Annotated in this window: 12 protein-coding genes; 3 read left to right on the top strand and 9 right to left on the bottom strand. The window is 62.7% G+C overall.

What is annotated here, in order from left to right; translation table 11 throughout:
* Nucleotides 1–157 precede the first annotated feature (157 nt).
* From thrB to OO015_RS08200, 7 genes are all read right to left on the bottom strand, one after another.
* Nucleotides 158–1,099, bottom strand: coding sequence for a homoserine kinase (gene thrB, locus OO015_RS08230; RefSeq protein WP_265940750.1), 942 nt, complete (start codon nucleotides 1,097–1,099; stop codon nucleotides 158–160).
* Nucleotides 1,089–2,402 carry a threonine synthase gene (gene thrC / locus OO015_RS08225; protein ID WP_265940749.1) on the bottom strand — a complete coding sequence of 438 codons (1,314 nt, stop codon included), beginning with the start codon at nucleotides 2,400–2,402 and terminating at the stop codon, nucleotides 1,089–1,091. The genes thrB and thrC overlap by 11 nt, the downstream gene beginning before the upstream one ends.
* A gap of 11 nt (nucleotides 2,403–2,413) precedes the next feature.
* Entirely contained in the window at nucleotides 2,414–3,349 is a 936-nt protein-coding gene (locus OO015_RS08220) for an ABC transporter permease (protein ID WP_416236596.1), read from the bottom strand.
* A 60-nt stretch (nucleotides 3,350–3,409) separates the two neighbouring features.
* Nucleotides 3,410–4,369, bottom strand: a complete 960-nt coding sequence (locus OO015_RS08215) for an ABC transporter permease (protein WP_265940747.1) — start codon at nucleotides 4,367–4,369, stop codon at nucleotides 3,410–3,412.
* A 71-nt stretch (nucleotides 4,370–4,440) separates the two neighbouring features.
* Entirely contained in the window at nucleotides 4,441–6,378 is a 1,938-nt protein-coding gene (locus tag OO015_RS08210) for a peptide ABC transporter substrate-binding protein (protein WP_265940746.1), read from the bottom strand.
* A 263-nt stretch (nucleotides 6,379–6,641) separates the two neighbouring features.
* Nucleotides 6,642–7,760 carry a hypothetical protein gene (locus OO015_RS08205; RefSeq protein ID WP_265940745.1) on the bottom strand — a complete coding sequence of 373 codons (1,119 nt, stop codon included), beginning with the start codon at nucleotides 7,758–7,760 and terminating at the stop codon, nucleotides 6,642–6,644.
* Between the two features lie 259 nt (nucleotides 7,761–8,019).
* Entirely contained in the window at nucleotides 8,020–9,303 is a 1,284-nt protein-coding gene (locus OO015_RS08200) for a glucose-1-phosphate adenylyltransferase (RefSeq protein WP_265940744.1), read from the bottom strand.
* Nucleotides 9,304–9,379: 76 nt separating this feature from the next.
* On the opposite strand from OO015_RS08200, the gene accD reads away from it, so the two are divergent.
* On the top strand, nucleotides 9,380–10,282 hold the full coding sequence (accD, locus tag OO015_RS08195) for an acetyl-CoA carboxylase, carboxyltransferase subunit beta (RefSeq protein WP_265940743.1): 903 nt from the start codon (nucleotides 9,380–9,382) through the stop codon (nucleotides 10,280–10,282).
* Nucleotides 10,279–11,115, top strand: coding sequence for an acetyl-CoA carboxylase carboxyltransferase subunit alpha (locus tag OO015_RS08190; protein ID WP_265940742.1), 837 nt, complete (start codon nucleotides 10,279–10,281; stop codon nucleotides 11,113–11,115). The genes accD and OO015_RS08190 overlap by 4 nt, the downstream gene beginning before the upstream one ends.
* Here the strand turns inward: OO015_RS08190 and OO015_RS08185 are convergent.
* Both OO015_RS08185 and OO015_RS08180 read right to left on the bottom strand, forming a co-directional pair.
* Nucleotides 11,112–11,543 carry an Hsp20/alpha crystallin family protein gene (locus tag OO015_RS08185; RefSeq protein WP_265940741.1) on the bottom strand — a complete coding sequence of 144 codons (432 nt, stop codon included), beginning with the start codon at nucleotides 11,541–11,543 and terminating at the stop codon, nucleotides 11,112–11,114. The genes OO015_RS08190 and OO015_RS08185 overlap by 4 nt on opposite strands.
* A gap of 27 nt (nucleotides 11,544–11,570) precedes the next feature.
* Nucleotides 11,571–12,755, bottom strand: a complete 1,185-nt coding sequence (locus OO015_RS08180; protein WP_265940740.1) for a site-2 protease family protein — start codon at nucleotides 12,753–12,755, stop codon at nucleotides 11,571–11,573.
* A 297-nt stretch (nucleotides 12,756–13,052) separates the two neighbouring features.
* Between OO015_RS08180 and pyrB the strand changes: the two genes are divergently transcribed.
* The gene (gene pyrB / locus OO015_RS08175; protein WP_265940739.1) at nucleotides 13,053–14,021 is read left to right on the top strand and encodes an aspartate carbamoyltransferase; all 969 of its coding nucleotides are present in this window, start codon (nucleotides 13,053–13,055) and stop codon (nucleotides 14,019–14,021) included.
* The last annotated feature ends 7 nt before the right edge of the window (nucleotides 14,022–14,028 follow it).

Here is a 14,028-nt window from a genome sequence, read left to right as displayed (position 1 = left end):
CAGGGAAGGAACCTCGGCCGATGACATCGAGTCACAGCGCCGCCGGTCGACGACAGCTGTGCTCCTCTCGCTCTCTCGCAAGACAGTGAGTAGCTCTCTTTTCGCGGGGCTCAATGGGAGAGGCAGCGTGGAGAGTGCGTTGGCTCGGTCAACAGCGTCACTCCGGTGCGCTCGCCCTTTCGGGCCGCGAACCGATCGATTCGACTGGTGACTGCATAACTCGCGCCCCCTCTTCGTCGATCGGTAATACGACGGCCTGGGCGGCATAACCGCGCCGTGCGATCAACGCGGCAAACGCACGGCGGACGTCCTCCACCCGTGCCGGGTGGACGAGCGCGATGACGGCTGGGCCAGCTCCGCTCAATGCCGCACCGTATGCCCCAGCGTCGCGAGCGACTGCAATCGCTTCCTCGAGATGCGGATAGAGAACAGCGCGGTACGGCTGGTGGAACTCGTCCTCCATCGCGGTCGCGAGCAGGTCCGGCTGTCCGGTCGTGAGGGCGAGGACGAGCAGCGCCGTCCGGGCAGCAGTCCGCACCGCCGTCACGCGCCGGATCCGGCGCGGAAGCACCGAACGCGCATCGCTGGTGTAACCGAGTGAGTCTGGAACCAGGAGCACCGCAGCCAACCGTGCTCGGATCGGTATCGAGGCTACGACCGGCCCGTCTGGACCATCGACAGCCAAAACGGCACCCCCGTAGAGCGCCGCGCCTACGTTGTCACCATGTCCTTCGATCGCACAAGCCAGGCGAAAAAGTTCACCACGTGCGACTGGTTGTCCACAAAGCTCGTTGGCGAGCACCAGCCCCGCGACGACCGCAGCCGCTGAGCTCCCGAGCCCCCGCGCGACCGGGATCTCCGAATCGATACGCAGGACGCCACCAGGAAGCCGCACTCCGCATTCCTGCTCGTAGACCCGCATGGCTTCGAGAACCAAATTGGGGCCGCCCCGAAGATCCGGCTCCGCTACGACCTCGAGCTCGTTTCCACCGGACGGCGAGTACCGGACGCGCAGGTACCAACGGAGCGCGATCGCCAGGACGTCGAAACCCGGGCCGAGATTCGCACTCGATGCTGGCACCCGCACCTCAACCTGCATCGTCCAGCACCTCTCGCAGCGCTGCCAGCGAGGGAGGAATCGTCACCGGGCGATTCGCGAGCGGACGCCGCTCGCCAGCCAAATGATAGGCGATGATCGCATCCGGATCTTTTAGCACGTGACCAGTCAGAACGGCGACCACTCGATCACCAGGACGAATCACACCCTGGGCGACGAGTTTGCGAACGCCTGCCACTGATGCCGCCGAGGCCGGCTCACAGCCGATGCCGGCTCGATCGACGACCGCCTTGGCATCCAGAATCTCCTCATCCGAAACGATCTCCACCACGCCACGCGTGAACTCGATCGCCCGCCTGGCCCGCTCGTAGCTGACCGGATTGCCGATACGAATCGCCGTGGCGACCGTTTCGGCGCGCACTGGACGAAGTTCCACGAAGCCGCTTCGATACGCCGCGTAAAACGGTGCAGCGCCCTCGGCTTGGATCACGGCGAGACGCGGCAGCTGAGCGACAAGTCCCCACCGGACGAGTTGCTCGAGCGCTGCACCGAACGCCGCAGTATTTCCTAGATTCCCACCGGGCAACACGATCCAATCGGGAGGTTCCCACGCGAGCTGGTGCAGGAGCTCGAACACGATCGTCTTTTGGCCCTCGAGGCGGAACGGATTCACCGAGTTCAAGAGGTAGAGATCGAGCTCGCTGCTGGCCGCCTCCACGAGCTGCATCGCCGCATCGAAATCGCCCTCGACCTGGACGATACGCGCACCGTACGCGATCGCCTGGCCGAGCTTGCCTGCAGCGATCTTTCCAGCAGGAAGAAAGACCACGCTGGGTAGCCCGGCCAGGGCTGCGTAGGCTGCGACCGACGCCGAAGTGTTTCCGGTCGAGGCACACGCGACAGCCCGGGCGCCGACTGCTCGGGCGTGGGAGATCGCGACGGTCATGCCGCGATCCTTGAAGGAACCGGTCGGATTCTCGCCCTCGTGCTTCACGATCAGGTTCGTACACCCTGTCCATGCTGACAGCGCAGGATGGGAATACAAATTCGTATTCCCCTCAGGACGCGTGACGATACGCTCCGACGGGAGGGGCGGCAACAGCTCACGGTACCGCCAGACTCCGCTCCGATCGAGTGCTTCCCAGCTGCCGAGCCGTCGCTCGAACGCGCGCAGATCGATCGCCGGCGCTCGGGTGTACACGACTTCGTACAGACCTCCGCAGCCGCAGCGCCCCGGTGAACGGTCTGCTGCAATCGCTGTCCCGCAGCGACCACAACGCAACGAAATGCCAGCCAGTCCCGCAACCAGAGCCGACGATCGCTCGCGGTCTCCCTCACCTGCCACCGACACGCTCCTCAGACGGCATACATTCGCCGCGGATCGAGTGCGTCCCGCAAGCCATCACCCACATAGTTGATGCTCAAGACGGTCAGGAAGATCGCTCCGCCAGGAAAGAGCACCATCCACGGCGCGAACTCGATCCAGTTGATTCCATCGTACAGCATGCGCCCCCACGTCGGGATGTCCGGCGGAAACCCGAGACCGAGGAACGAGAGCGCCGATTCCGTGATGATCGCTTGGGCGACCCCCAAGGTCGCGGCGACGATCACCGGGCTCAGCGTGTTCGGGAGAATGTGGCGAAAAATGATCCCGCCAGTCCCGACCCCGATGCAGTGTGCAGCTTCGACGAATTCCTTTTGCTTCAGCGACAGGAAAGAGGCCCGAACCAGGCGAGCCACCGGCATCCAATTGAGACCACCGATGACGAGCACGATGAGCAAGAACATGCCGAGCTCGATCCCGAAAATCGCCTTCATCCGATCCTGAAACAAATAGGTAATCAGCAAGAGGAGCGGTAAGCTGGGAATCGAGATGAACATATCGGTAATGCGCATCAGAAGCGAGTCCAGGAACCCTCCGAAGTACCCAGCAATCGCACCGATCAGCGTGCCGAGAACCACCGCGACGAGCATCGCGACCACACCGACCGCGATCGAGATACGACCGCCCCACAGGATGCGTGCGAAGATGTCATGTCCGAGATCGGTCGTTCCGAACGGATGCGCGAGCGAGGGCCCCTGCAGCGCCTCGGTCATGTCGAAGTGGTTCCAGGGGATCGGCCAGAGGAACGGCCCGATGAGCGTCGCGAGCACCAAGAACAGCAGAACGAAACTGCCTGCTACCGCCAGCCGGTGGTGGCGGAACTGCCGCCAGGCATCGCTCCACAGTGAGCGTGGCTTGCGCTGCGGCAACAGCACCGCTCCTGGTGCGGCAACCTCTGCCGGAGCCATGGTCCGGCGCTGCTCGGTCATCTCCGACATCATCCACCCCCGTTGAGGCGTCGTCGGCCCTCACTCGTACTTAATCCGTGGATCGAGGACACCGTACAAGATATCCGCGATCAAATTGAAGAGAACGACGAGTGCTGAAAAGATAATGGTGATCGCCATGATCACCGGTGTGTCGTTATCGCGGATCGCGCTGATCAACAGCGATCCCATGCCCGGCACCCGGAAGATTTGCTCGGTGATCACTGCCCCTGTGAAGATTCCCGGGATGCTCAGCGCGACGATCGTCACGACTGGGATGAGCGCGTTGCGCAGGGCATGGCGCAAGATCACCGCCCGTTCGCTCAGTCCCTTGGCCCGCGCCGTCCGCACGTAATCCTGGTGGATCGTCTCCAACATCGCGGCCCGCGTGTACCGCGCCAGGGCCGCCGTCTCGAACAGGGCGAGGACCATGATCGGCATGAGCGCTTGCTTGATCTTCTCCCACAGGCCAGCGAGCCCCTCTGTCTCGATCGTCGTGCGGTAGATCATCGGCAGCCAGCCGAGCTTCACACTGAAAACGAGGATGAACAAAATACCGGTCACGAAGGTCGGCAACGAGAACCCAATGAAGGCCAGGGTCGTCGCGATATTGTCGAAGATCGAATACTGTCGGATCGCCGAGAGGACGCCGACCGGGATGGCGATCAGAACCGAAAGAACATACGCGGTCCCGATCACGTAGAGCGTCGTTGGCAGTCGCTGGCGGATGAGATCGATGACCGGCGACTTGGACCGGAACGAATAACCGAAGTCACCCCGCAACATCGACGACGCCCACTTCACGTAGCGGACGGGTATCGGGTCGTCCAGGCCCATGCTCTGGCGGATGCGCTGGCGTACCTCCGGTGGCACAGCTGGGTTCATCGCGAGCTCGGCCAACGGATCACCGGGCGCCAGCGCCAGAATCGTGAAGATCACGATGCTGATCGCGATCAGAGTCGGAATCGAGATGAGAATCCGGCGGATCAGATATTGTGTCATCCCCCGCGCTCCTCACCCCATACCACATGGTTCAGGGGCGGAGCAGTTGCCCCGCCCCCGCCGCGGTACCACTAGCTCGAGCGTCTCCAGCTGGCAATGTTCCACGTTTCGTCTGTCCAACGCGAGAGCTCGAGCCCGGTCAGGTTCTTGGCTCGGCCGCTCACACTGTTCCGGTGCACCAGTGGAATCACGACGACATTGTTGACGACCAGATCGTTCATCTTGATGAACAACTCTTCCTGCTTCTTGGGATCGAGCTCGACCTGCGCTTGCTCGTAGGCCTTATCGTACTCCTCGTTCTGCCAACGCTCGATATTGTTCCCAGACCAGTTATTCGCCTTCTGCGCGATGTTGTCTTCCTTCCCATACCAGGAAACCATGTAGTCCAACGGATAGGTCGAAGACGGTCCGTTCGTGAACATCTCGATATCTGCATAGAAGTGCGCATAGGTATCCGGGTTACCCGGATCAGAAGAAAAGAAGACTGAGGCTTCGATCGACTTCAGTTCGACCTTGATGCCGAGCTGCTCGAACGCATTCTTGATGATTTCCTGCGTCTTCTGGCGCACCGGATTGATGGACGTCTGATACAGAATCTCCATCCGGACGCCGTCCTTCTGCCGAATACCGTCCGGCCCTTTCGTCCAACCAGCCTCGTCGAGCAGCTTGGCGGCCTGGTCGAGGTCGAACTTCCACGAGGTGTTCTTGGAAACGAACCGCGCGGGAGCCACGAGGATGTTGGAGGTCGCCTTGCCTGCCCGACCGTACAACGTGTTGGCGATCACGTCACGCTGACAGGCCAGTGCATAGGCCTGGCGCACGCGGAGATCCGACTGCCAGGGATGCGGCACCCCGAGCTTCGAGCGCTCGCCGTCGACCTCCTTCCGCGGATCGGTCATGTTGATGAGGATCCGCTCGACGTTCACCCCCTCGATGACCTCGACGACACCGACGCCGGCCTTTTCCAGCTGGTCCAGTACTTGTGCCTCGACCTGGAGGTTCCAGGCGTAGTCCACTTCGCCCGTCTGCAGGACGGCCCGGGCAGCAGTCGTGGCATCACCGCCACCCTTCAGCTCCACCTGGGCGAAGTACGGTTTGTCCGGCTCACGGTAGTTCTCGTTCATCTCGTAAACGACGACATCACCCGGCTTGAACTCCTTGACCTTGTAGGGCCCCGTGCCGACGGGGTTCAGGTTGAACGGCGCGTTCCGCGCCTTCTCGCCCACGTAGTCGCGAAGCACATGCTCCGGCAAGATCATGCCGTACGGTCCGACGAAGACGTTCATCCAGGCAGGGTTCGGGTTCTTGAAGTGAATCACGACCGTGTAGTCATCCGGTGTCTCGATTGACTCGATAACCGTGTAGTTGGAAATCGTGGTGGCCGTCGTCGCTTCATTGATGACGTACTCATAGGTGAACTTCACGTCCTTCGACGTGAAGGGTTGACCGTCCGACCATTTCACGCCTTGCTTGAGCTTCCAGGTAACGGTCTTGGCATCCTTGCTCACACCGCCGTTCTCGACCGATGGAATCTCCGCTGCCAGAATCGGCACCAGTTCACCTTTGTCGTTCACGTCCGCCAAGGGTTCCAGGACAACGCGTGACGCATCAAAGTCCTTCGTACCCTGCGCGAGGTGCGGGTTCAGAATCGTCGGTGCCTGCCACCAGAGCAGCTTCACGAGGCCACCCTCACCACGGCGCGCAGCTGGTGCAGGCGTGGGTGATGCCTGGGCAGCAGGTGTCGGGCTGGCTCCAGCTGCCGGTGTCTGGGCCGCGGGCGTCTGCGCAGCCGGAGCGGTTGTCGGCGTCGCTTCGCCTCGGGCGCATGCTGCCAAAAGCGATGCAATCACTGGCGCACTCAGCCCGAGCGCTGCCGCCCGTTTGAGCACCTCGCGCCGATTGAGCTTCCCCGATCGAGCCGCCTGTTCCAGCTGTCGCAGCTCATCCATGACCGTCCCCTCCTCACTCGTCGCACCGACCGCCGCACTGTTCCGCACTTCCTCTAACATTTGCCTCACCCCCTCGCTCAGTTCCTCCTCCGAACGATGACACGATCTGGCTGTTCCGACTCGACCGACGCTCCGAGAACGGCACCATTGTACTGCGTCGACCGTCGTCGTCAATCCCTTCTCCGCTTTCAGGCATCCACCAGGTTACACGTGGTGGCCGCCCACCACACTCCCGGTCGTCCAGCAGTATCGCCGCACCTTCCAGCCCTCCTCTGCAGCACGGAGCCCAGACAACGACATTCTGTTCCGTACGTCCCGCAGCCTCACCGTGCCAGACACCGCCAGAGCACTTCGGCAACTCGGAACGGATCGCTCGCGACGACGCTCGCTGCATACAGCTCCATCGCTCCGAAATCCGAGGTGCGCGACAGCGGATCGCCGCGATCGACCACCCGCACGACCACTGGCATGTCCGACCAGTCTTCCGGTGTCGCTGCCAGGGGCGTCAGCCAAGCCACCAGGTTGAACGAGGTGACGTTCAATTCGTCCACCAGGCAGCGCACCACCTGGCCCATCACCTGAGCCAGTTCCTCATCGAAGGCCGGAGCCAGGAGCACGGTTTCCTTCTCTTTGAGCGGTGTGAGGCTCGCGTAGACACGCACCCCGTTGACCCACCGACCGAGCCCGAGCCGTTCGTGGATACGGAAGATATCGTCGAAGTACCCCCGGTCCGTCTGTTGCCGATACGCCTCCGCGGCTCGACGCTCGCGCTCGACCTTCCCATAATGCATCCGCCGGGTCAGGCTGACCTGCGCGTGCCCGTGGGGAATCGATGCACCGCTCTTCCAGAGACAGTTCCACATGAACAGCGGGTAGACTGCGTTCGTGTCGACTGCGTGCGCACGCGCGAACCACTCCCGCGCGACCGCCACCATCTCGCTCACGACTTCGCTGTCGAATGCGAGCGGATCGTGTTCGCGAAAGACGATGACCCCATGCAGACCATCGTACTTGGCGATGTTACTCGCCGTGATGACATGATGACCCCGAATACGCCCGAACACATCCTCCGGCGTGTTGTACTCCGGCTCGCAGAACGGATCGGGCGCCGTCCGTGCCAGCTCGTCGGCGAGTTCCGCCGGTATGCGAGCCTCCAACGGACGCCTTGCTCTGAGCTCATTGAACAGCGTCGCATCGAGCGTCCAGCGATTCGTTACCTTGACGATCCGCTGGCGGACGACAGCTTCCGTCGAACCGAAGTAACGCTCGACCCACGTCCGCATGTGATTCGGCAAGACGAGTTCACCCACCGTGACATCCAGATCGTATAGATCGAAGAACGCACGCTGTGTCTCTGGGTCCAGTGCACCGACAGCATCGGGAAGCCAGACGATCGACCGTTGCTCGATGCTACTCGGCACACCATCGTAAGAACAGGGCATCCTGGTCTCCTCCTTACCGCTCCGCCATACGCGTCACTCGCCTTCGGCCACTCTCCGTCCAAGCCGGAACGGGCGATGCAGGGCGAGCACACGAGAGACATGCGTCAACCAGACGCTGACCTTCCGTTCAAACGGACGAAAAGGTTGCTGCCCGTGCGAGCGAACCGACTCACGACCGGTGCGAACGACGTTTTCGCTCTCCAGCACGGTACGCACACGAGTAACGCCCCATGGACCAGGGTTGCCCCCGGCTCACCGCTCACGACCATACCACGGTCGCGACCGGGTTGACCGTTTCGCCACTGGAGACCACGGGACTCGCGAAGTCGCTTTCCTTCACGTCTGGTCCGATCAGGACATTCCGGCCAATTCGAATACCCGGTGGAATGACCGCGTTTCGCCCGACCAACGTGATCCCCGTGTTGAGTCGCGTCGGTTCTAACCAATTCGGGGTGTTGTCGTCACCCCAACCCAGGTAAGCGTCCGCGCCGATCCGGACGTGCTTGTCGATAATGCATCGATCCACGATAGCACCACGACCGATCACGGAATCGGTCATGACGATCGAGTCGCGTACGATCGCCCCATCCTCGACGATCACCCCTGGTGAAAGTACAGAACGAATCACTGTCGCTTGACGGATGATGCAGCCGTGCGAGACCAAACTCCGGACGATCTGTGCGCCCTCGAGGATCTTCGCTGGCGGCCGTTCCTCGCTGCGCGTGTGGATCCGCCAGTTCGGGTCGTAGAGGTTCAACTTGGGTTCATCATCGAGTAAGGCCATGTTCGCTTCCCAGTACGACTGGATCGTACCGACATCTTGCCAGTAGCCCTCGAAGCGGTACGCCGCGACTGTGTCCGTCCGGATCAGATACGGAATGACGTCGCGTCCGAAGTCGATGAACTCCGGCGCGTCCGGATGCTCGCGCGTAAAGAGATCCAGCAATACATCGCGACGGAAGAGGTAGATTCCCATCGATGCGAGATTCGACCGTGGACGTTCCGGTTTTTCCTCGAAGTCGATGACCCAGCCGTCTTCGTCCGTCACCAGGACACCGAAGCGCGAGGCCTCGTTCCACGGAACCGGCTGCACGGCGATCGTCACCGCTGCACCCCGCTCGCGGTGCCACGCGATCATCGGCCGATAGTCCATCGCGTACACGTGGTCGCCGGCGAGGATCAGCACGTCACGGTATGGGCGGCGGGTAATGTAAAAGAGGTTATGGTAGACCGCGTCGGCTGTTCCACGGTACCAGCCCGAGGTCGAGCGGCCGAGGTACGGTTGCAGAATGACGACACCGCCTCGCTCTCGATCGAGGTCCCAAGGCCGACCGTGCCCGATGTGCTCGTTCAACGAATGCGGTCGGTACTGTGTCAACACCGCGACATCGTAGAGCCCGGAATTGACACAGTTGCTCAGCGCGAAGTCGATGATCCGGTACTTCCCGGCGAACGGTACCGCGGGCTTGGCACGTTGGCGCGAAAGGATCGAGAGCCGCTCGCCCTGACCACCAGCCAGGATCATGACGGCGACATCGCTCATCGTGTTCCCCCGCCCGTACTTGACCGTTTCCCCGTGTATCATAGCCTCTCAGGCAGGCCTACCGAGAGGAGCGAGCGTGCGGCCCCGCCTCCGCAGACGGAACACGGCCAACAAAGAGCGCGACTACTTCGGACCGACTGTGCCTGACGGTCTTTGGATCAAGTGTCCACGTTGCCGTGAACTCATCTATGCCCGCGAATTCGAACGCAATCGCTCGGTCTGTCCACGCTGCAACTATCACGCGCGACTCTCCGCGCGTCAACGGATCGCGCTCACCGCGGATCCCGGCAGTTTCGTCGAGTGGGACACGAGCCTGGTGACAGCCGATCCGCTCGGCTTCGTCGCCCTCGACGAGCCGTATCCGGAAAAGGTCCGGGAGGCTCGCCAGCGCTCGGGAGAACGCGAGGCACTCGTGACCGGTGCCGCGACGATCTGCGGCGTTCCGGTCGCGCTGGCCGTCGCCGAGTTCGGCTTTTTGGGCGCCAGCATGGGCTCAGTCTTCGGCGAGAAGTTCGCGCGTGCTGCTGAGCGAGCAGCCGAGCAGGGACGAGCCTTCATTGTCTTCGCCAGTTCCGGTGGCGCCCGGATGCACGAGGGGGTCTTTTCGCTCTTCCAAATGCCGAAGACGATCGTTGCCGTGCAAGCGCTGGGCGAAGCGAAGCTTCCCTTCATCACGGTGTTGGTCGATCCGTGCTATGGCGGGGTGACAGCGAGCTTCGCCACGATCGCTGATCTCATCCTGGCTGAACCAGGCGCGATGATCGGTTTTGCCGGCCCGCGGGTCATCGAGCAGGTGACGAGGCAAAAGCTTCCGACCGGATTCCAGAGTGCGGAGTTCCTCCTGGAACACGGCATGATCGACGCGATCGTCCCACGCCACCGCCTCCGCGAAGATCTTGCCTACTTCGTCGAGCTGTTGTCCGGTCGCCGTAGTGAGTCCTCGCCTCTGCCAGTCAAGCGACAGGAGTTGGCTGGATGACGAAGCGAACCGCCTGGGAACGCGTGCAGCTCGCCCGCCACCTCGCCCGCCCGCACACGCTCGATTACATCGCGGAGCTGCTCGACGAACCGCGCGAACTCCATGGCGATCGGCTCTTCCGCGATGATCCAGCGATCGTCGCTGCGATCGGACGCTTTGCGTCAGAACCAGTTGTCGTCCTCGGTCACCAGAAAGGGGCGAGCACCGCTGAGAACGTTTCCCGGAACTTCGGGATGCCGAAACCGGAAGGCTACCGCAAGGCGATCCGTATCCTGCAACTCGCAGAAAAGTTCGAGCTACCAGTGATCACGTTCATCGACACTCCTGCAGCGGATCCCGGACTCGAATCGGAGGAACGCGGTCAGGCCTGGGCGATCAGCTCCTGCTTGCAAACGCTGCTCCGTCTCCGAGTTCCCACGCTCGGTATCGTCATCGGCGAGGGGGGCAGCGGTGGAGCACTCGCGCTCGCGGTCTGTGACCGGTTGCTCATGCTGGAAAATGCAATCTTTGCAGTCGCCTCTCCGGAGGCGTGTGCGGCCATCCTGTGGCGCGAGGCAGCCCGCGCCCCCGACGCTGCGGAAACGATGCGGATCACTGCGGAAGATCTCTACCACTTCGGTATCGCCGACGAGGTCATACCGGAGCCGGTACCAGCTCACCTCGATGCGATGGGGGTCATCCGGCGCGTCGGATCGGTGCTCGAGCGGCACCTGTCGGAACTCCTGCGACTCTGGCAAGAGCGCGGTCCGGAGCACCTGCGGCGCCTGCGATGGGCACGCTATCGCGCGATTGGGGTGTGGTCGGAAGAAGCGATCAGCGAGCCGAGCGGCTAGCCGCCACGCACTGGTATCCGACGGGCCCGCGCTCGTGACGCTTTCGGCAGACGGACGATGAGCACACCACGTTCGTACCGGGCCTCAGCCCCCTCGGGATCGACTGGGCCAGGGAGGACGACCGTCCGTTGGAATCGCCCATACCGTCGCTCTCGACTGACCCATTGGCCTTCGATCTCGGGCTCCTCGATCTCGCCGCGCAACACGAGGCGGTCGTCTTCGACCTGGAGATCCACGCTGGTCGGGTCGATTCCGGGGATCACAGCATACACGACGTACGCATCACCGAGTTCAGCGATATCGACCGGTACGCCGATACCGCTGACCGTCGGTGCTGGCCGATGCGCCGGAACACCGAAGAACTGCTCGACGAACTCACGCCACGGCGATCCTTCGAACCAGGGATCGAACGTTCGCCCGCCGCTCACTCCCGCACCTCGTGTCCTCACCATTTCCTACCGGCTGAGCAAACCCAATGCCCGGGCTACCAGCACCCAGGGTGTCAGTGCCCGGCGCGGCGCTTGCAGGTAGCGATAGACGTGCGCCAGCCGGTCACTCGTGAAGATACCTCGGTACCGGTTCCCTGGATCGACGACAGGAACCGCCGGACGCCCGCTCGCGAGCATACGCCGGTGCGCTTCGTAGACGGACGTTTCCGGGCTCACAGTGACGAACGACCGGTCCATCACGTCACTCACTCGCAAGAGATGCGCGATATGTGCATGGCGCAAGACCGTCTCGCGCCAGAGCATACCAACGACCACTCCTCCCTCGACGACCGCGACATCGCGCGGGCCCCCTTGCAGCGCATGAGCGAGCGGTTCCGTTGGCAGGACACCACCGCTGTCCCAGACAGCGAACTGGCCGACCGGTAGGCGCTGCATCGCCTGCTCCAGGTCGAGCGTCCGTTGCTCCAGGAAGGCCGCCACCGCGAGAAACAACCCGGCCACCGGCAGTGTCGGATCGCGGAACCACACACCGAGTGTCAGCGAGGCCAGTGCGACGACATAACCGGCCGCGACGGAGACACGGGTCGCACGTGAACGTTCGGAGACGGTGGAGAGCCATGCCCTCAGCACTCGTCCACCATCCATCGGGAAAGCCGGCAGAAGATTCAGCACCGCCAACAACAGGTTACTGATCATGGTAAAGACGAGGAGGCTCGTCATACTCGTCTCGGAGAGCAGACCGGCGATCTTCTCCACAGTGGTGAGATCGCGCAGCATGACCATACTCGCGACGAACGGGAACAAGCCCAGTGCCAAGAGGCCATTGAGCACCGGGCCAGCCAGGGCGATGGCTGCTTCTCGGCGCGGCGGGAGCGGCCCCTGCTCGATGCGGGTCAGCCCGCCGATCGGCAACAGGGTAATGTCGCACACAGCTAGACCGTATCGATGGGCGACCAGGGCGTGAGCCAACTCGTGGCCAGCGACGCTCACGAAGACCGCGACCAAAACGAAGACCCCGAAAAGCGCACCACGCAGCGGATCGCTGCTCCGATCGCCCCAGTGCCAGAGCACCCACGGCACGATCAACAACAATGTCGGGTGCACCCGCACAGCTACACCACGGACGGTCGCGATGTGTACCGATCGACTCAACCCGGATCCCCAGCTGTCGTACGAATCGCCCGCGCTCATCGGTGTCCTACTCGTTGTATCGGTACGATAGGTGCTGCTCTGGAGCCCAGTCGCTCTTCGCGCGATTGTACCGGGAAACGGTCACGATCGCCACGCGCCAGAGCGACATCGTCCTGAGCTTCTCACGGACCGCGTACGGATGCGCTGTGCCCGCCGGACACTCCTTGCACGGGCAGTGACAGTGGAGTATCATCGGCTATGGGTTCCACCGAACAGGCAACCTCCCCCCGAGAAGAAGGGCGTTCGCGCCGCAGTCGAGCGTGCGCGCCTATCAGTGTGCCGAGAAGGAGGTTGCGCGTGAGACTCGAGACGAAGCATGTCCTCAGTGTCGCCCAGTTCGATCGACGGTTCCTGCTCGCTCTCTTCGACCGGGCTGATGAATTCGCCGCACTCCCGCCGAGGGAAATCGCACCGGTCGCCCGCGGGGCGATCATGGCAACGCTCTTCTACGAGCCCAGTACCCGAACGCGCCTCAGCTTCGAGGCGGCGATGACCCGACTGGGCGGCTCGGTCATCTCAGCGGAATACGCCGCTTCCACCTCGTCTGCCGCAAAGGGTGAATCGATCGAAGACACGGCTCGTGTCGTAGCTGGCTATGCCGATCTCGTCGTGATCCGTCACCCAGTCGCGGGATCGGTTGCCCGGGCAGCCTCCGTGGTCGATATACCCGTCATCAACGCTGGTGACGGTGCGAACGAGCATCCGACGCAAGCCTTGATCGACCTGTACACCATCTGGCGCGAGTGCGGCCGGATCGATGGGCTGACGATCGCGCTCGTCGGTGACTTGCGCTTCGGCCGTGCTGCTCGTTCGCTCGCCCGCCTCCTGACCCAGACAGTCGGGACGAAGCTCTATCTGGTCGCTCCGCCAGTGACACGGATGGACGCGCTTCTAGTTGAAGAATTGCGGTCAGCTGGCCTCCAGGTCGAGGAAACGGGCGATCTCGAGGCGATCGCTCCAGAGCTCGACGTTCTCTACCAAACGCGCATCCAACGCGAGCGCTTCAGCGATCCCGAAGAATACGCTGCAGCGTGTGGCCGTTTCGTCATCGATGAGCGACTCATGCAGGCACTGGCTCGGCACGCGATCGTCCTGCACCCGCTGCCCCGTGTCGGGGAGATCGATCCTGCGATCGATTCGGATCCCCGTGCTGCCTACTTCCGTCAGGCCCGGAACGGTGTACCGCTCCGCATGGCGCTGATCGAGTGGGTGCTCGCACCACACCCGGTCGGAATGCTCTCGACGAACGGTCACCGGCACGCCTGATCCGCAC

It is taken from the genome of Thermomicrobium sp. 4228-Ro, from assembly GCF_026241205.1.
In the GTDB taxonomy this organism is placed as follows: Bacteria; Chloroflexota; Chloroflexia; order Thermomicrobiales; family Thermomicrobiaceae; genus Thermomicrobium.
This window is presented reverse-complemented; position numbering and strand designations above follow the sequence as displayed.